At 66.4% G+C, this 17,256-nt stretch carries 15 protein-coding genes; 11 read left to right on the top strand and 4 right to left on the bottom strand.

Annotated elements, in window-relative coordinates:
* Positions 1 to 214: 214 nt before the first annotated feature.
* Both QE395_RS08770 and QE395_RS08765 read left to right on the top strand, forming a co-directional pair.
* Entirely contained in the window at positions 215 to 661 is a 447-nt protein-coding gene (locus QE395_RS08770; RefSeq protein WP_095364078.1) for a hypothetical protein, read from the top strand.
* A gap of 94 nt (positions 662 to 755) precedes the next feature.
* Positions 756 to 1,085: a YegP family protein gene (locus QE395_RS08765; protein WP_095364077.1), complete on the top strand. Its 330-nt coding sequence runs from the start codon at positions 756 to 758 to the stop codon at positions 1,083 to 1,085.
* A 22-nt stretch (positions 1,086 to 1,107) separates the two neighbouring features.
* On the opposite strand, the gene QE395_RS08760 is transcribed toward QE395_RS08765, so the two are convergent.
* The gene (locus QE395_RS08760; RefSeq protein ID WP_095364150.1) at positions 1,108 to 2,082 is read right to left on the bottom strand and encodes an alpha/beta hydrolase-fold protein; all 975 of its coding nucleotides are present in this window, start codon (positions 2,080 to 2,082) and stop codon (positions 1,108 to 1,110) included.
* A 112-nt stretch (positions 2,083 to 2,194) separates the two neighbouring features.
* On the opposite strand from QE395_RS08760, the gene QE395_RS08755 reads away from it, so the two are divergent.
* Together QE395_RS08755 and QE395_RS08750 are read left to right on the top strand one after the other, a co-directional pair.
* Positions 2,195 to 3,616: an FAD-containing oxidoreductase gene (locus QE395_RS08755; RefSeq protein WP_306988558.1), complete on the top strand. Its 1,422-nt coding sequence runs from the start codon at positions 2,195 to 2,197 to the stop codon at positions 3,614 to 3,616.
* 5 nt (positions 3,617 to 3,621) lie between these two features.
* The gene (locus QE395_RS08750; protein WP_306988556.1) at positions 3,622 to 4,749 is read left to right on the top strand and encodes a hypothetical protein; all 1,128 of its coding nucleotides are present in this window, start codon (positions 3,622 to 3,624) and stop codon (positions 4,747 to 4,749) included.
* Here the strand turns inward: QE395_RS08750 and QE395_RS08745 are convergent.
* Both QE395_RS08745 and QE395_RS08740 read right to left on the bottom strand, forming a co-directional pair.
* Positions 4,664 to 4,996, bottom strand: coding sequence for a hypothetical protein (locus tag QE395_RS08745; protein WP_306988554.1), 333 nt, complete (start codon positions 4,994 to 4,996; stop codon positions 4,664 to 4,666). The genes QE395_RS08750 and QE395_RS08745 overlap by 86 nt on opposite strands.
* A gap of 98 nt (positions 4,997 to 5,094) precedes the next feature.
* Positions 5,095 to 5,262 (bottom strand): hypothetical protein, encoded by a 168-nt coding sequence (locus tag QE395_RS08740; RefSeq protein WP_306988551.1) that lies wholly within the window; start codon positions 5,260 to 5,262, stop codon positions 5,095 to 5,097.
* Between the two features lie 172 nt (positions 5,263 to 5,434).
* On the opposite strand from QE395_RS08740, the gene QE395_RS08735 reads away from it, so the two are divergent.
* Both QE395_RS08735 and QE395_RS08730 read left to right on the top strand, forming a co-directional pair.
* Entirely contained in the window at positions 5,435 to 6,565 is a 1,131-nt protein-coding gene (locus tag QE395_RS08735; RefSeq protein WP_306988549.1) for a DUF3667 domain-containing protein, read from the top strand.
* A 105-nt stretch (positions 6,566 to 6,670) separates the two neighbouring features.
* Positions 6,671 to 8,182: a DUF1254 domain-containing protein gene (locus QE395_RS08730; RefSeq protein WP_306988547.1), complete on the top strand. Its 1,512-nt coding sequence runs from the start codon at positions 6,671 to 6,673 to the stop codon at positions 8,180 to 8,182.
* Here QE395_RS08730 and QE395_RS08725 read toward each other — a convergent pair.
* Positions 8,179 to 9,120: a LysR family transcriptional regulator gene (locus tag QE395_RS08725; protein ID WP_306988544.1), complete on the bottom strand. Its 942-nt coding sequence runs from the start codon at positions 9,118 to 9,120 to the stop codon at positions 8,179 to 8,181. The genes QE395_RS08730 and QE395_RS08725 overlap by 4 nt on opposite strands.
* A gap of 181 nt (positions 9,121 to 9,301) precedes the next feature.
* On the opposite strand from QE395_RS08725, the gene QE395_RS08720 reads away from it, so the two are divergent.
* The 5 genes from QE395_RS08720 (at position 9,302) to QE395_RS08700 (ending at position 17,256) form a co-directional block, all read left to right on the top strand.
* Positions 9,302 to 10,042 carry a gluconate 2-dehydrogenase subunit 3 family protein gene (locus QE395_RS08720; RefSeq protein ID WP_306988542.1) on the top strand — a complete coding sequence of 247 codons (741 nt, stop codon included), beginning with the start codon at positions 9,302 to 9,304 and terminating at the stop codon, positions 10,040 to 10,042.
* A gap of 3 nt (positions 10,043 to 10,045) precedes the next feature.
* Positions 10,046 to 11,821 carry a GMC family oxidoreductase gene (locus QE395_RS08715; RefSeq protein ID WP_249832539.1) on the top strand — a complete coding sequence of 592 codons (1,776 nt, stop codon included), beginning with the start codon at positions 10,046 to 10,048 and terminating at the stop codon, positions 11,819 to 11,821.
* A 10-nt stretch (positions 11,822 to 11,831) separates the two neighbouring features.
* Positions 11,832 to 13,217, top strand: coding sequence for a c-type cytochrome (locus tag QE395_RS08710; protein WP_306988540.1), 1,386 nt, complete (start codon positions 11,832 to 11,834; stop codon positions 13,215 to 13,217).
* Positions 13,218 to 13,399: 182 nt separating this feature from the next.
* Complete coding sequence (locus QE395_RS08705; protein WP_099047449.1) at positions 13,400 to 14,965, top strand: SDR family oxidoreductase; 1,566 nt, start codon at positions 13,400 to 13,402, stop codon at positions 14,963 to 14,965.
* A gap of 242 nt (positions 14,966 to 15,207) precedes the next feature.
* A complete protein-coding gene (locus QE395_RS08700; RefSeq protein ID WP_249832541.1) occupies positions 15,208 to 17,256 on the top strand; it encodes a TonB-dependent receptor in 2,049 nt (682 codons plus the stop codon).

Here is a 17,256-nt window from a genome sequence, read left to right as displayed (position 1 = left end):
GCCGTGTACGGCCGTCTGAATGACAGCCTCAGCTAGCAGGACGGTGCGGTCCATGGCCGGGGGGTTGTTCTGGCGCAAGCTGCCGGGGGGCGGTCAGCCAGCCGTAGTTTTACTGGGTCTCGCTACGCATTGACACGCATGCAATAGCAATCGGTTGATCGGAAAATCCGCTCTGTCGGCCGCGTGGCTCTCGCCATCCTTCTGGAGCATGACAATGAAATCCTCCTCCCTACGCCTCGCCCTGCTGCGCGCGGCGGGCATCTTGACGCTGGCCATCCCCTGCCTCGCGTTCGCACAGGCACCGGCTGGCGCGCCGACCACGGTAGCGGCGGCCGAAACGGAACGCCCACGCGCCTCGAACAAGTGGCGGATCGCGTTTGACGAGCGGGCCAAGTCCGATGGCACGATCCGCTTCCGGGTCTGGCCAAAAGATGCACCACCGCTGCAGGTGGACGTGGCGGTGCTGGATGGCCAATCGGAAAACCACATCGCCAAGTCGGCGCGTGATGCGCTGGGCGTCGCGCTGGGCAAAGGCTTCCATGTGGAGACCGACGATGGGGAGGATGTGCTCGTGAAGGCCCGGCATGGCACCGGCGACTTCGGGCTGCAGCTGATCTCGAACACGGCACGCGACGTGGACATCAAGCTTCGCCGCGAGTGAGCGGCCAAGCGCGGACGTCGGTTTCAGGATAGACACCCGCCAGCGCATGCAACACATTGCCTGCGCCATTCCTGGCGAGACAGGTGGAGGTCCCATGGCTGCCAAGTTTCTGTTGACCCGCTCCGGCCCCCAGTTCCTTTTCGTGCTCAAGGCAGGCAATGGCGAGCCCATCCTGCACAGCGAACGCTACACCACCAAGCAGAGCGCGCAGAACGGCATTGAATCGGTGCGGAAAAATTCGCCGGCCGACAGCCGCTACGAGCGCAAGAACGCCAGCAACGGCGAACCGATGTTCAACCTCAAGGCAGGAAATGGTGAGGTGATCGGCACCAGCGAGCGCTACTCGACCGCGACCGCACGCGATGGCGGGATTGAATCGGTGAAGGCGAATGCCCCTGCGGCGCCTGTGGACGATCAGACCTGACCCTCCACAGGCGGTGATCCCGTCAGCCTCCCGGCTGCTTGCCGAGCAGGTACTTCAGCCCGTGCGTCAACCCGCGCGGGGCCACGCTCAGGTGGTCCTCGTCGTTGAGCACATCGAGCTTCAGGCGCAGTGACGGGTAGTTGTGCGCGCGCAGCGCGGCCTGCATGTTCTTCGCATCGGCCACCATGTCCGCGTCGTTGCCGAAGGCCGGCGTTTCGCGCTCGCCGACATACATGTACACCGATGCCTTCAGATCGTTGTGGCTGCCTGCGTAGTCCTTCTCGAACCGCGACATGACATTGCGGTCGTACCAGAACGATGGGCTGCCCATGATATAGCCCGCAAACATGCCCGGGTCGGTAAACAGGATCTGGCTGCCCAGCAACGCGCCGTAGGAATGGCCCAGCAGCAGGCGCCGGCTTTCGTCGGTGCGGTAGCGGCTGGCGACGAACGGCAGTGCCTGCTCCCGCAGGTAGGTGATGTAAGGAGCGCCCCCCCCATGCACCGCGTTGGTCGGTGCGCTGCTGGGGCCGTTGGGTGTCGGGGTGTAATCGCGGCGGCGGCTGGGCATGCCTTCGTCACCCACCGAATAGGACAGGCCCACCAGGATGAACTCTTCCAGCTTGGGGCCTTCCACGTTCAATCGTCGGCCGATCTGCCGCGCCAACGGAAACGCGTAGTCGGCATCGGTGACATAGAGGACCGGGTAGCTGCGCTCCGGGCTGTCAGCATAGGAGGCCGGCAGTGCAACGAACACCTGGTACGTGCGCCTGGAAACCGGGTCGGGAACATTCCAGACTTCGCTTCCCACCACTTCATAGGGAGCGCCGTCACCACGCTGGCCGCCCAGGGCCGAGGCCTTGGCTGGCACCTGCGGGGCCGCCAACGACGCTTCAGTGAGGGCCTTGGAATCCGGCGTCCCAGGCGTCTTGGCACACCCGGTGAGAATCAGTGCAAGCAGCACGCCTGTAACCAGTTTGTTCAACGCTCTCTCCATGATGTTGCAGACAAAATCGTACAAAACGCCAATCCGCGATGCTGGATCTGCGTGGCGCTCACGCCAACGAGTGTATTGAATGGCCATTGGTACACACAACAAGGGTCTTGCCATGTCCAACCCCTCTTCCGCGCAGGGTCCCGCCGCTGCCGCCCGCGCCTTCGATGCCATCATCATCGGCACCGGCCAGGCGGGGCCATCACTGGCCGGGCGGCTGGACGCGGCCGGTATGCGCGTGGCCATCATCGAGCGTCATCTGGTGGGCGGCACCTGCGTCAACACCGGCTGCAAACCGACCAAGACGCTGGTGGCCAGCGCGTATGCCGCGCAGATGGCGCGGCGTGGTGCTGAGTACGGCTTCAGCGCCGGACCGGTCAGCGTGGATATGACCGTGGTCGAGGCCCGCGCCCGCAAAGTGATCATGGATTCGCGCAAGGGCAATGAAGACTGGCTTGCCGGGATGGCCAACGTGGAGCTGATCCGCGGCCATGCCCGCTTCGATGGGCCCGGCGCCATCGTGGTCAACGGCGAGCGGCTTACCGCGCCGCGGATCTTCATCAACGTGGGCGGGCGTGCAGCGGTGCCGGAGATGCCCGGCCTGCAGGACGTTCCGTACCTGACCAACAGCAGCATCGTGGGGCTGGATGCCCTGCCCGCCCATCTGGTGGTGGTGGGCGGCAGCTACATCGGGCTGGAGTTCGCACAGATGTACCGGCGCTTCGGCGCGCAGGTGACGATCATCGAGCGGGGTGAGCGCTTGATCGCGCGCGAGGACGCCGATGTATCGGAGGCGGTACGCGGCATCCTGGAGGATGAGGGCATCGAGGTTCACACCGGCGCGGACAGGATCGCGTTCGAGCGCGTGGACGATGACATCGCCGTTTCCTTCCAGGCCGGCGGCAAGGACGCGCGCGTGGTCGGCAGCCACGTCCTGATGGCCATCGGGCGCCGGCCCAATACGGACGACCTGGGCCTGGACACCGCCGGCATCGAGCGGGACGAACGTGGGTACATCACGGTGGATGACCATCTGCAGACCTCTGCCCCCGGTGTCTGGGCGCTGGGTGACTGCAACGGCCGTGGGGCGTTCACCCATACCGCCTACAACGACTTCGAGATCGTCGCCGCCAACCTTCTGGATGGCGAGGGCCGCCGCGTCAGCAGCCGGGTGCCGGGCTACGCGCTGTACATCGACCCGCCGCTGGGCCGGGCGGGCATGTCCGAGGCCGAGGCGATGAAGTCCGGTCGCCCCCTGCTGTTCTCCAAACGGCCCATGACCCGCGTCGGCCGTGCGGTGGAGAAAGGGGAGTCCAAGGGCTTCATGAAGGTGGTGGCCGATGCCGAAACCCGGCGGATCCTGGGCGCGGCGATCCTCGGCACTGGCGGCGATGAGGCCATCCACGGCATCCTCGACATGATCAGTGCCGACCGGCCGCTGGATGAGCTGCGCTGGGCGGTGCCGATCCACCCCACGGTTTCCGAATTGATTCCCACGCTGCTGGTCGATCTTGCGCCGGCACCTGACCGAGGATGATCTGGATGCGTACTGCTGCGACCGTCTCGCTGTGCCTTGGGCTGTGCACTGCCCTGCTGCTTCCGCCGAGCTGGGCCAAGGCCCCCGTAACCCCGGACACCCACAGCGAAACGGGCACGCTGCAGGGCGCCCCCTGGCGCATCGACGTGCCGGCCCACTGGAACGGCGAACTGGTGATGTATGCCCATGGCTTCGAGCCGGTCGGTACGCCGCGCCCGGACCCCTGGCCGGGCAACCCGTGGAGCGAGGCGCTGGTCAAGGCCGGCTACGCGGTGGCGCAGAGCGGTTACGCCGACCAGGGATGGGCCGTGCGCGGGGCCATTGACGATCTTGAGCGGCTGCGCGCGCAGTTCGTGGCCCGCCATCCAGACACGAAACGCAGCTGGATCCTGGGCTTCTCGATGGGGGGCGCGGTGGCGATCGGTACGTTGGAGCGGATGCCGGAGCACTACAGCGGTGGCATCTCGATGTGCGGCGCCAACCTGCCCGGCGACGTGCTGGCCGCCGAAGTGCTCACCTCGCTGATGGCGTTCGAGTACTTCTTCCCTGGCGCCAACGGCCTGCCCGAGGGTGGGTTGAGCTCGCCTGCCGCTGCGACGTTGCCGCAGGGAGAGATGGTCGACGCGATCACCGCTGCCGTGCAGTCCCGCCCGGAGGCAGCTGCAGTACTGGCAAAACGCCTGGAACTGAAGGTGGATGAGCTGGCTGGCACCGTCAGCCTGCATGCCCTGGTGTTCCAGCAGCTGGTCAAGATCAGCGGCGGCATTCCAGTCAGCAACAAGGACACTGTGTATGCCGGCTTTGGCGATGACAAGGCGTTCAACGCCGGCGTCCGGCGCATTGCCGCGGATCCAGAGGCGAAGGCCAAGCTTGACCGCGACCTGCGCCTGACCGGCGCGCTGCGCCGGCCGCTGCTGCTGCAGTACAACCTCAACGACCCTTCCGTGACGCCCCGCTTCGAGCCGGTCTACCCGGCACTTGCCGCCAAGGCTAGCGCGACGCCCCAGCCGAGGACGCTACCGCCCATCGGCGAAGGACATTGCGCGTTTACGCCGGAACAGATTGTGGAAGCGGTGTCGATTCAAAGCCGCTCGTTGCCTGCGCGCCCCACTGGCGAAGCGCGGCGCCCCTGAGCGATTGCTGGCCGCAACCCGAGGGGCAGCGCAGCACGCGTGCGGCCGAGGTGCTGACAAAGCCCTCGCCTTCCTGCGCCTTGAACACCACCTCGCACGACAGGCAACGCGCCACCATCGAGTACAGGTGAACGATGCGCCCGCTGCACGGGTCCTGCAGCGCGTTCACATCCAGCAGTTCGAACTGGCAGCTGTCCGGCAGCGGGCGGCGCGGAAGCGGGAGGGGCATGGAGGTCTGCAGGTTCACGCTATGGGCGCCGTCGGGGGAATGGCAGCCACTGTAGGCAGCGCGGTGTGGAGCGCGCGTGCAGCCGGCATGCAGTGCACGCGAAAGGCGTGCTCGTACTACACCTCACCCAATGCGTCCTTGCCAGCAGGGGTCAGGTCGATGTCGCTGTCTTCGGCCTGCACCGCCAGACCTTCGGCGACGGCCCAGGTGGCATCGTCGGTTGACACAGGATCGGTCGCCTCGATGGCACGCAGAATGGCAAGTTGCTTGTCGGTCAGTGGCATGGTCGGCGTTCCGTAAGGGGGTGAGCCGACTCTACTTCGGGTAGAGCAACGTGACCGTGAACCGGACTCCGCGGTCCGGCCCGCCCCGTGGGCCATCGATGCAGGCCGGCACTGGCACCGGTACCCCGCCCCCACTATCGTAGGCGCCTTTCCTGCCCGGCTCCGCGCACTGATGCACTCCGCCCTTGCCCACCCTGCCGCCTGCGAGAACTGCAGCACCCCGCTGCAGGGCGATTTCTGCCATGAATGCGGCCAGTCCGCCCACAGCCCGGTGCGCAGTTTCGGGCACGCGGTGGAAGAGGTGTTCGAATCATTCTGGCACCTGGACGGGCGCATCTTCCGCACCCTGCACCAGCTGCTGCTGCCCGGCCGCTTGGCGGCCGCCTACCTGGCCGGGCACCGCACCCGCTACATCCCGCCGATTCGCCTGTTCGTGATCCTCAGCGTGCTGACCTTCTTCGTGGCGCGGCTGGCGGTGCATGTGGACGCAGGTGCCCTGGTAAGCCAGACGCCCCGCCCGCCGGAAGTGCCGGGTGCGTTCCGTGATGCCACCACCCACGACGAGGTCCAGCAGGTCCGCCGCGCGCTGCTGGCGCCGTTGCAGCAATCGCGTGAGGCGATGCCCGAGTCCCTTCGCGCGCCGATCGACAGTGCCATTGCCAAGGTGGACAGGCAGGCCGCAAAGCGCGAGCGCGAACTGAAAGAGCATCCACCGGTCGCGTCTGCGCGCAAACCCGCCGCGGCCAAACCGTTCACCGTGCAGGACATGGCGACACAGAAGTCAGACCCGGTCGAGATCAGTTTCCTGCCCGGGTTCGCCAACCGCTGGCTGACCGGCCAGGCCGAGATCATCCGCAAGAACCTGCCCCGCATCAGCGAACGGCCGCAGTTGCTGGTCAACGCGTTCTTCGGCTCGGTGCCTTCGGCGCTGTTCGTGCTGGTGCCGTTGTTTGCCGTGCTGCTGAAGGTGTTCTACCTGGGCAGTGGAAGGCTGTACCTGGAGCACCTGGTGGTGGCGTTGTACAGCCACGCGTTCCTGTGCGTGGCGCTGCTGGGGATCCTGCTGCTGTCGATGCTGGGTGGGCAGCTTGCCGCCATGCCTGGCGCGGGGGTTGTCGTCGGCCTGCTGATCACGGCGCTGCTGCTGTGGATGCCGCTGTATCTCTGGCTGATGCAACGGCGGGTGTACGCACAATCCCGGCTGGTGACCACGCTCAAGTTCGTCGGGCTGGGCTGGCTGTACTTCACCGTGGTCACCACCGCGACCGTCATTCTCGCCATTGCCAGCCTTGCCAGGGTCTGATCCGGGCTAAGTAGTTTTACCCAGCCGGCCTGCACCTATTTCGGTGGAGTGCGGATGAGCGCGCCGTCATGCTCTCCGCATCCCTTGCCGCAGGAGGCGAACAATATGGCCATGCCCCGTAACCAGGCTCGCTCACCGTTCATTGCCGGCCTCCGGCTGGCCGCCCTGTTGATCAGCGTGTTCGCGCTGGTCGCCTGCGGCAAGCGTGAACCGGAAAGCGCCGCCCCAGCGCCCGACCCTGCCTCGGCAGCGCAGCCCGCCGCCCCGGCCGCGGCTGATGCCACCCGCATCAGCGAGCTGCGCGCCACCGCCAAGGATGCCTACATCTGGGGCTACCCGATCGTGGAAGGCTACAAATCCATGTACCAGCAGGCCGTGGATGCCAAGGGTGCGAACTTCCACGCCGGCTTCAACCAGATCGGCAACGTCGCCCAGGTGGCCACCCCGAAGGACACCTCGATCATCACGCCCAACTCGGACACGCCGTATTCGTTCCTGTGGATGGACCTGCGCGCCGAACCGCTGGTCATCAGCGTGCCGGCGATCGATGCCAAGCGCTACTTCTCCGTGCAGCTGATCGACCTGTATACCTACAACTTCGCCTACATTAACCGCGCCGCGACCGACGGCAAGGCCAGCGTGTTCCTGGTCGCCGGGCCGGACTGGAAGGGCGAAACACCCAAGGGCGTGCGCGAGGTGTTCCGCGCCGAAACCCAGCTGGCCTATGGCCTGTTCCGCACCCAGTTGTTTTCGCCGTCGGACCTGGACAACGTCAAGCGCCTGCAGGCGCAGTACAAGGTGCAGCCGCTTAGCGCGTTCCTGGGCACGCCGGCACCGCCGCCGGCCCCGCCGATCACCTTCCCGCCGTATGACCCGGAACAGGCCAATGGCCTGGGCTTCTTCTCCTACCTCAACTTCCTGCTGCAGTTCGCGCCCACCGTGGACAGCGAAGCCGCGCTTCGCCAACGGTTCGCGGGCATCGGCATTGAAGCAGGCAAGCCCTTCGATGCAGCCTCGCTGCCGACGGCCGACCGCGAGGCCATCACCGCAGGCATCGCAGATGCCAACCAGGCACTGGAACAGTTCATCGCCACTGAGATAAACACCGAGAAGGTTTCCAGCGCGGATATGTTCGGCACCCGCGCGGCGCTGAAGGACAACTACCTGTACCGTTTTGCCGGCGCCAAGCTGGGCATCTACGGCAACTCCGCTTCAGAGGCCGACTACCAGAGTTACTTCGTGGATGCGCAGGGCAGGCCCGCCGATGGAAGCCAGCACGACTACGTGCTGCGCTTCGCCAAGGACCAGCTGCCGCCGACCAACGCGTTCTGGTCGGTCACCCTGTACGACGGCAAGAGCAAGCTGCTGGTGGACAACCCGCTGGACCGCTACCTGATCAACTCGGCCATGCTGCCCACGCTCAAGCGGGATGACGATGACGGCCTGACCCTGTACATCCAGCAGGCGTCGCCCGGCAAGGACAAGGAATCCAACTGGCTGCCGGCGCCGGCCGGACCGTTCTACGTGATCCTGCGCAACTACAGCCCTGGCCAGGCCGTGCTGGACCGCAGCTGGCAGAAACCGGCATTGACGCCGGTTGAGCGCAAGGCCGATTAAGTCCCGGTCAGTGCAATGGCGGGCATCGTCCGGTTGGCATGCCGCCAGCCGGCCGACAGCTGCAGCTGCTGCACCATGTGGCCAAGGAACGCACGGACCCGGGGTGCGACCTGCTTCCCGGGGGCGTACACGGCACTCAATGGCGAAGTCGCCAGCGCGCAGTTGGGCAGCACTTCTTTCAGGCGCCCTGCGTCGAGGTCATCGGCCACGTCCCAGATCGACTTGCGGGCGATGCCGGCGCCCTGCACCGCCAGGATCTGCGCCGCCTCGCCATCGTCGCAGAGCGTACTGGCGTCCAATGGAAACGCGATGGTGCCGCCGGGCTGCGCGAACACCCATTGCGATACCGGCGGGCTGCCCGAGGCGATCAGATCGTGGCCGTGCAGGTCGTTGATGCTCAGTGGCGTGCCGCGCCGGCGCAGGTATTCCGGGGAGGCGCAGAGGATGCGCCGGTTCGGCGCCAGTTCGCGCGCCACCAGGCGGGAATCGTCCAGTGCGCCATAGCGCAGCGCCAGCTCCACGCCTTCGCCGACCAGGTCCACCAGCTCATCGCGCAGTGACAGGTGCACGCGCACCCCGGGATGCGCCTGCTGGAAGCTGCGCACCGCCGGCACCACATGACGGCGTCCGAATCCATTGGGCGCGGTGAGCTTGAGCACGCCGGCCACCACGTCCTGGCGCTGCTCCAGCGCCGCCTCGGCCGCTTCCACCGCATCCAGCACGCGGCGGCAGTGCAGGTGGAACAGGCTGCCCTCATCGGTGAGCGAGGCGCGTCGCGTGCTGCGGTTCAACAGCCGCACCTGCACGCGACGCTCCAGTGCGGTGAGCCGCTTGCTGACCACGGCGAGCGAGATGCCCAGGTCGCGCGCGGCGGCGGACAGGCTGCCGCCATGCACGATGCGGTCGAAGGTGCGCAGCTCGTTGAGGTCGTCGATCACGCCGATGTTTCCAGTTTGGCAAGAGTTCCTTTCCCATATTGCCATTACGGAAACAGTCGCACATCCACACAATGGTCGCATTCATGCCTGCCGTGGAAAGGCCGGCCGCATTCGGCGAGCACGCTGCCGCGACAGGACCCGCGCCATGCTCAGCCCCAGCCACCCGCCAGGTAGCCACACAATGAAAGATGATGCCGACCAGAACCGGCCGACGCTGACCCGTCGCCGCTTCTTCCAGGGCCTTACCCTGCTCCCCGTCGCCGCCGCCCTGCCCGGCTGCGCCCCCGGCACCCCCACCGGGAACGGCACCGGGAGCGGCACCCCGGCTACCCCGGCCGCCAAGGACTACACCCCCGAATTCTTCAACGCGGCCGAGTGGGCGTTCATCACCGCCGCCTGCGACCGCTTGATCCCCTCCGATGAAACCGGCCCCGGCGCGGTGGAATCGGGCGTACCCGAGTTCCTCGACCGCCACATGCAGACCCCCTACGCGGCCGGCGCCATCTGGTACATGCAGGGCCCCTTCCTGGAAGCACCCAGCGAGTTCGGCTACCAGGGCAAGCTGGCCCTGCGTGACATCCTGAAGGTCGGCATTGATGCCTTCGATGCGCACTGCCGCAGCCAGTTCGATGGCAAGACCTTCGCCCAGCTGAGCCACGAACAGCAGGAAACCCTGCTCAAGGCGGCCGAGGGCGGCAAGCTGGAGCTGGAGGCGATCTCCAGCAAGCTGTTCTTCTCCAACCTGCTGGGCGAAGTGAAGAACGGCTACTTCGCCGATCCCAAGTACGGCGCAAACAAGGATATGGCCGCCTGGAAGATGATCGGTTACCCAGGCATGCGCGCGGACTACATAGACTGGATCAGCGTCCGCGACAAGGCCTACCCCCTGCCGCCGGTGGATCTGTCCGGGCGGAGGGGCTGAGGCATGGCGATCACGAAACCGAAAGTGGATGCGGTCATCGTCGGCATGGGCTGGACCGGGGCGATCCTGGCCAAGGAACTCACCGATGCCGGCCTGCACGTGGTGGCGCTGGAACGCGGTGGCGACCGCGATACCCAGCCTGATTTCGCCTACCCGAAGGTGGTGGACGAACTGGAAGGCTCGGTACACCGCAAGTACCTGCAGAGCCTGAACCAGGAAACGGTGACAGTGCGGCACACCTTGGCCGATACCGCCGTGCCCTACCGGCAGATGGGCTCGTTCAAGCCCGGCACCGGCGTGGGCGGCGCGGGCAGCCACTGGTCCGGCGCACACTTCCGGCCCCTGCCGGAAGACCTGATCCTGCGCACCAACGTGGAAGAACGCTACGGCAAGAACTTCATCCCGGCGGACATGACCATCCAGGATTTCCCGGTGACCTATGCCGAACTGGAGCCGCACCTGAACATGTTCGAGCTGGTCTGCGGCACCTCCGGCAAGGCCGGCGTGATCAACGGCGTGGTGCAGGAAGGCGGCAATCCGTTCGAAGGCTCACGCTCGGGCGAGTATCCGCTCGGCCCGAACCCGAACTACCTGGGCGGCGAGCAGTTCTACAAGGCGGCCAAGGAAATGGGCTGGCACCCTTACCCGATTCCGGCCTCGAACGCGTCCGGCCCGTATGTGAACCCGTACGGCTGCCAGCTGGGCCCGTGCAATGCGTGTGGTTTCTGCAGCGACTACGGCTGCCTCAACTATTCCAAGGCCAGCCCGAACGCCTGCATCCTGCCCGTGCTGCGCCAGCGCCCGAAGTTCGAGCTGCGCACGCATTCGCAGGTGCTGCGGGTGAACCTGGACAGCACCAAGGCCAAGGCTACCGGCGTGACCTACCTGGATGCGCAGGGCCGTGAAGTGGAGCAGCCGGCCGACATGGTGCTGCTGTGCGCCTTCCAGCTCTACAACGTGCACCTGATGCTGGTCTCCGGCATCGGTGAAGCCTACGACCCGCAGACCAACACCGGCACCGTGGGGCGCAACTACTCCTACCAGAACCTCAACCGGGTGGTGCTGTTCTTCGACAAGGACGTGCAGGCCAACGGCTTCATCGGCATCGGGGGCGCGGGCACCACCATGGACGACCTCAACGGCAACCAGCTGGACAACGCCAAGGCCGGCTTCGTCGGTGGCGGCCTGGTCTGGGCGCGGCAGCCCGGCGCCGGCCCGGTGCGCGGCATCAACGTGCCCTCCGGCACGCCGAACTGGGGTGCGGCGTGGAAGAAGGCGGCGGCCGACAACTTCCGTCACAACTTCTATTACGAGGTGCAGGGTGCGTGCATGTCCTACCGGCAGCACTACCTGAGCCTGGACCCGAACTACAAGGACTCCTTCGGCCGCCCGCTGCTGCGCATGACCTTCGATTGGCACCCCAACGAGATCAAGGCATCGCAGTTCTTCGTGGACCAGGCCATGCAGATGAGCCGCACGCTCAATCCGCTGTCGATGAGTGGTGACGCCAAGAAGAGCGGCGAGCACTACAACATCACCAAGTACCAGAGCACGCACACCTGCGGCGGCGCGATCATGGGCGCAGACCCGAAGACCTCGGCGTTGAACCGCTACCTGCAGAGCTGGGACGTGCCGAATGTGTTCGTGATCGGCGCCAACGCCTTCCCGCAGAACAACGGCTACAACCCCACCGGACTGGTGGGCGGGCTGGCGTACTGGGCGGCCAAGGCCATCCGCGAGAAGTACCTGCCCGATCCGGGCCCCCTGGTCCAGGCTTGAGGAGGCGCGCATGAAAAAGCTTCTTCTCTGGATCGTGGTGATCGGCCTGGTCGTGCTGCTGGCCGCGCTGGCCTATGCCTACATTCCCACCAAAACCCGGGTACTGGCAGACGGGCCGACCGCCGATGCGGCGCTGATCGAGCGCGGGCGCTACCTGGCCGCGGCCGGTGACTGCACCGCCTGCCACACCAAGCCGGGCGGCAAGCCGTTTGCCGGCGGGCTGCCGGTGGCCTCGCCGCTGGGCAACATCTACAGCACCAACATCACCCCGGACAAGGAAACCGGCATCGGCGCGTACTCGCTGGACGACTTCGACCGCGCGGTGCGGCACGGCATCGCCCCCGACGGCCGCACGCTGTACCCGGCCATGCCGTACCCCTCCTACGCGCGCATCACCGATGACGATGTACGGGCGCTGCACGCCTACTTCCTGCACGGCGATATCGCGCCGGTACATCAGGAAAACCGGGGCGTGGACATCACCTGGCCGTTGTCGATGCGCTGGCCGCTGGCGATCTGGCGCAAGACCTTCGCCCCCGACGCGGAAGCGGTGGCATTTGATCCGGGCCACTACAGCGACCCGCAGCTGGCACGCGGTGCCTACCTGGTACAGGGCCTGGGCCACTGCGGCAGCTGCCACACCCCGCGTGGCTTCGCGCTGCAGGAAAAGGCACTGGACGAATCGGGCACGGCGTATCTCTCCGGCGGCCAGGTGATTGACGGCTGGAACGCGGTGAACCTGCGCGGCAACGCGGCCGATGGCCTGGGCCGCTGGTCCGAGCAGGACATCGTGGACACCCTGCGCACCGCCCGCAATGCGCACAGCGCGGTGGTGGGCACGCCGATGGCCGACGTGGTCCGGCACAGCACGCAGAAGCTCACCGACGAGGACCTGAAGGCGATCGCCGTGTACCTGAAGCAGTTGCCGGCCAGTGCGCATGATCCTTCTGCGTACACCGCCAGCGATGCCACCGCGCGCAAGCTGCAGACCGGCATCAACGACAGCCGCGGCGCCGAGCTTTTCGTCGACAACTGCGCGGCCTGCCACCGGACCGATGCCAAGGGCTACACGGATGTGTTCCCGGCCATCGCCGGCAACCCGACCGTGCTGGCCGATGACCCGACCTCGGTGATCCGCCTGCTGCTGGCCGGCAGCGAACTGCCCTCCACCGCCGTGCGTCCGTCCAACCTGGGCATGCCCGGGTTCGCCGAACGCCTGTCGGACACCGAGATCGCGCAGCTGGCGACCTTCATCCGCCAGGACTTCGGCAACAAGGCTGGCGCGGTGACCGCTGACCAGGCCAAAAAGGTCCGCCAGCACCTGCAGGACGAAGCCAAGGCGGCCAAGGACGCGCACGATCCCACTGCGGCCCGTGGCGGCGAAGACGCGGAATAACCCGGCGGTTCAGGCCCCGCCTGCACGAAACCCCCGGATCGGGGAGAATAGCGGCCCTCCGAGCGCCCCTGCCCTGCAACGGCAGGGGCCGCTCCCCCGCGGTTGACGGCCTTGCCGGCCGCCCTCCCGCCGCTACCTCCGGATCCAACGTGAACGCCATCGCTTCTTCTCCCGCCGACGCCCTGCCCCAGGACGAGCTGCCCCTGACCGACCGCCTGCGCGCCGCGCTGGACCTGCTGGAGGCGATCGAGGCCGACCGCGCCGTGCTGGACACGCTGCCGGAAGATGACCGCGTGCGTTTCCACCAGGTGGTGGCCAAGGTCTACCACCCCGAACCCAAGGCACGCCGGGCGATGCTCAAGCAGCAGGCCAAGGCCCGCCACCACGAAAAGGTGCGCAAGGCCGAAGCGCTGCTGGAACAGACCGGCATCCGCGCCCTGCGCCGCAAGCCGGTGTTCAGCACGCCGAACTACTTCCCGCCGCACAAGGCCGGTCTGCACGACGCGCACAACGGTGAGAACGCCGAAGCCACGCCGGAGCCGGTGCATTCGCCGGAGCTGCGCCATTGCTACGTGTGCAAGCAGAAGTTCACCCAGCTGCACCACTTCTACGACCAGATGTGCCCGGCCTGCGCCGAGCTGAACTTCATCAAGCGCACCGAAACCGCCGACCTGCGCGGCCGCGTTGCGCTGCTCACCGGCGGCCGGGTCAAGATCGGCTACCAGGCGGGTCTGAAGTTGCTGCGGGCCGGTGCCGAGCTGATCGTCACCACGCGCTTCCCGCGCGATTCGGCTGCACGCTATGCCGAAGAGCCCGACTTCGCCGAATGGGGCCACCGCCTGCAGGTGTACGGCCTGGACCTGCGCCACACCCCCAGCGTGGAAGCGTTCTGCAACGAACTGCTGGCCACCCGTACGCGGCTGGACTTCATCATCAACAACGCCTGCCAGACCGTGCGCCGCCCGCCGCAGTTCTACGCGCACATGATGGCCGGCGAAACCGCCGCCCTGCATGATCTGCCGGAAACGATCCGCAAGCTGGTGGGCCAGTACGAAGGGCTGCGCAGCCCCGAGATGCTGGGCCTGGGCTCGGATGCCAACGTGCCGTCGCTGCAGGAGCAGGCGCTGGTGGGGGCCGATGGCCTGACCCGCGCCGCCGAACTCTCGCAGGTGCCGTTGCTGGCCGACGAACTGCTGGGCCAGCAGCACCTGTTCCCCGAAGGCCGGCTGGACCAGGACCTGCAGCAGGTCGACCTGCGCGGGCGCAATTCGTGGCGCCTGCTGATGGCCGAAGTGCCGTCGGTGGAACTGCTGGAAACCCAGCTGGTCAACGCCATCGCACCCTTCATCATCAACGCGCGCTTGAAGCCGCTGATGCTGCGTTCGCCCGAGCGCGACAAGCACATCGTCAACGTGTCGGCGATGGAGGGGCAGTTCTACCGCAACTTCAAGACCACCCGCCACCCGCATACCAACATGGCCAAGGCCGCGTTGAACATGATGACGCGCACCTCGGCGGCCGATTACCAGAACGACGGCATCCACATGAATTCCGTGGATACCGGCTGGGTCACCGACGAGGATCCGGCAGAGATCGCCGCGCGCAAGGTGGAGGAAGAACGCTTCCACCCGCCGCTGGACATTGTTGATGGCGCCGCGCGCATCGTCGACCCGATCATCCACGGCTTCAACACGGGTGAGCACGTGTGGGGCCAGTTCCTGAAGGACTACGCGCCCACCGATTGGTGAGGCAGTACGCCGTGGTGACCGCGGAAAATCCGCGGGCGCGGTACCCCGGCCGTTGGCCGGCCCGGTGGACCTTCATCGCCCGATGCAAATCCCCCGCAGGCCGGCCAACGGCCGGCGCTACCCGTAAGTGTCCGAATGTGTCACATGCGAATGATTCGTGATAGCATTGTGAACGATTTCAGAATCACCACACGGATGTCCCAGCCATCGCCAGCGGACCCTCTTTTCCAGGAGTTTGCTCGATGCACGTTGCACCCCCCACGCTTGCCCATTCGCTGGCCGCCCTGACCGCGGCCATTGCCTTGGCCCTGTCCGCACAGGTCCACGCCCACGGCGACGCCGCGACCGACGCCAGAGACCTCGACACCGTCGTGGTCACCGCAACTGGTGCCCAGCAGTGGATCAAGGACGCCCCGGCCAGCATCAGCGTGATCACCCGCCAGGAAATCGAGCGCAAGCCGGTGACCAGCATCGGCCAACTCCTCAGCACTGTGCCGGGCGTGACCGGTGGTTATGCGCTGTCTGGTGCGCAGTCGAAGATCCGCCTGCGTGGCCTGCCCGAGCAGTACACGCTGATCCTCATCGACGGCCGCCGCCAGGGCAATTCGTCCGGCGTGAACTACCGCGATGACCTGGGCCCGCAGGATCTGAACTGGCTGTCGCCGGACATGATCGAACGCATCGAAGTGGTGCGTGGCCCGATGTCGTCGCTGTACGGCTCCGACGCCATGGGCGGGGTGATCAACATCATCACCCGCAAGATCGCCCCGGAATGGGGTGGCTCGGTCACCTTCAACTACAGCAAGCCCGATTCGTCCACGCGCGGCAACACCACCCAGATGGGCGCGCTGTTCAGCGGCCCGCTCACGGAAAACCTGGGCCTGCGCATCGGCGCCAACGTGACCGATCGCGAATCCGATCGTGGTCGTGGCCAGACCCCGGGCACCAAGGCCGAGAACGCCAACGCACTGCTCAACTGGGCGATCAACGGCGACCACACCATGGGCTTCGAAGCCATCCATGGCGTGCAGCGCAACAGTGGGGGCGGCGATGTCGGCGCATGGGGCCTGTCCAAGCTGGTGCACACCGGTTACGTGGTGACCCATGACGGCCGCTATGGGGATGCGAGCACCTCGAAATCCACCCTGACCCAGAACGATTACGAGGACAAGGGCAGCCAGGTGGGCAACCACGCCAAGGAAACCGTGTTCGATACCGCCTTCGCCACCGGCTTCCACCTGGGCTTCGAGCACCGCTTGAACGTGGGTGGCCAGTGGAAGCGCGAAGAACTGCAGAACACCGACACCATCGGCACCGTGCCGGTGACCTGGAGCGGCAGCGGCCGGATCAGCCCGACCAACGAGGCCGATTCGTGGGCGCTGTTCGCCGAAGACCACATCACCCTGCATGAGCGCTTCACGCTCACCCTGGGTCTGCGCTGGGACAACACCGAAAACTACGACGACAACCTGAGCCCGCGCATCTACGGCGTGTGGCACCCGTCCGATGACTGGACCGTGCGCGGTGGCGTATCGCAGGGCTTCCGTGCGCCGAACCTGAAACAGGGCAGCGCCGGCGCGGCCACCCAGTCAGGCGGCAACGGCTGCCGCAGCCTCACCGTGGAAGGCTGGACCAACCGCTCGGTCAGCGCCGATGGCACCACCGGCTGCTACATGGCCGGCAACCCGAACCTGGAACCGGAAACCAGCACGAACTACGAGCTGGGCGTCGGCTTCGACCGCGGCGGCTGGTCGGCCTCGGCCACCTACTTCCTCACCGATTTCGACGACAAGATCGAACAGGTGCCGCTGCGCGAGATTGCCGGCTACGACTCCAGCTTCGTCAACGGTTTCTGGTGGACGGTGGCGCAGAACATCCAAAAGGCGCGCACCCGCGGCGTGGAAGCCAGCGTCACCGTGCCCCTGCACGAGCGCCTGAGCTGGACCACCAACGCCACCCGCATGCTGGAATCCAAGAACCGCACCACCGGCGCGAACCTGCTGGTGGTGCCGAAGATCACCGCCAACACCTCGCTGGACTGGCAGGTGACCGAGGCGTGGTCGTTGAACCTGAGCGCGCAGCACATCGGCGAGCAGCTGGTCTCCAGCACCAGCTCGACCTTCGCCAAGGCCTACACCACATGGGACCTGGTGACCGGGTTCAACGTCAACGAGAACCTGACCCTGCGCGCAGGCGTGCTGAACGCCGGCGACGTCTCCACCATCGACGAAGGCAACAACTACGACGGCGGTGCGCGCACCTTCTTCGTCGGCGCTACTGCGCGGTTCTGA

Source organism: Stenotrophomonas sp. SORGH_AS_0282, assembly GCF_030818125.1.
GTDB lineage: Bacteria > Pseudomonadota > Gammaproteobacteria > Xanthomonadales > Xanthomonadaceae > Stenotrophomonas > Stenotrophomonas rhizophila_A.
Note: the sequence above shows the minus strand (reverse complement) of the source record. Positions and strands in the feature narration are given on the sequence as shown.

Coding starts and splice junctions, on each gene's coding strand:
- QE395_RS08750 (WP_306988556.1), top strand. CDS start 3,622: ATGCGTACTGCTGCGACCGTCTCGCTGTGCCTTGGGCTGTGCACTGCC.
- QE395_RS08715 (WP_249832539.1), top strand. CDS start 10,046: ATGGCGATCACGAAACCGAAAGTGGATGCGGTCATCGTCGGCATGGGC.
- QE395_RS08720 (WP_306988542.1), top strand. CDS start 9,302: ATGAAAGATGATGCCGACCAGAACCGGCCGACGCTGACCCGTCGCCGC.
- QE395_RS08770 (WP_095364078.1), top strand. CDS start 215: ATGAAATCCTCCTCCCTACGCCTCGCCCTGCTGCGCGCGGCGGGCATC.
- QE395_RS08765 (WP_095364077.1), top strand. CDS start 756: ATGGCTGCCAAGTTTCTGTTGACCCGCTCCGGCCCCCAGTTCCTTTTC.
- QE395_RS08730 (WP_306988547.1), top strand. CDS start 6,671: ATGGCCATGCCCCGTAACCAGGCTCGCTCACCGTTCATTGCCGGCCTC.
- QE395_RS08760 (WP_095364150.1), bottom strand. CDS start 2,082: ATGGAGAGAGCGTTGAACAAACTGGTTACAGGCGTGCTGCTTGCACTG.
- QE395_RS08740 (WP_306988551.1), bottom strand. CDS start 5,262: ATGCCACTGACCGACAAGCAACTTGCCATTCTGCGTGCCATCGAGGCG.
- QE395_RS08755 (WP_306988558.1), top strand. CDS start 2,195: ATGTCCAACCCCTCTTCCGCGCAGGGTCCCGCCGCTGCCGCCCGCGCC.
- QE395_RS08700 (WP_249832541.1), top strand. CDS start 15,208: ATGCACGTTGCACCCCCCACGCTTGCCCATTCGCTGGCCGCCCTGACC.
- QE395_RS08710 (WP_306988540.1), top strand. CDS start 11,832: ATGAAAAAGCTTCTTCTCTGGATCGTGGTGATCGGCCTGGTCGTGCTG.
- QE395_RS08735 (WP_306988549.1), top strand. CDS start 5,435: ATGCACTCCGCCCTTGCCCACCCTGCCGCCTGCGAGAACTGCAGCACC.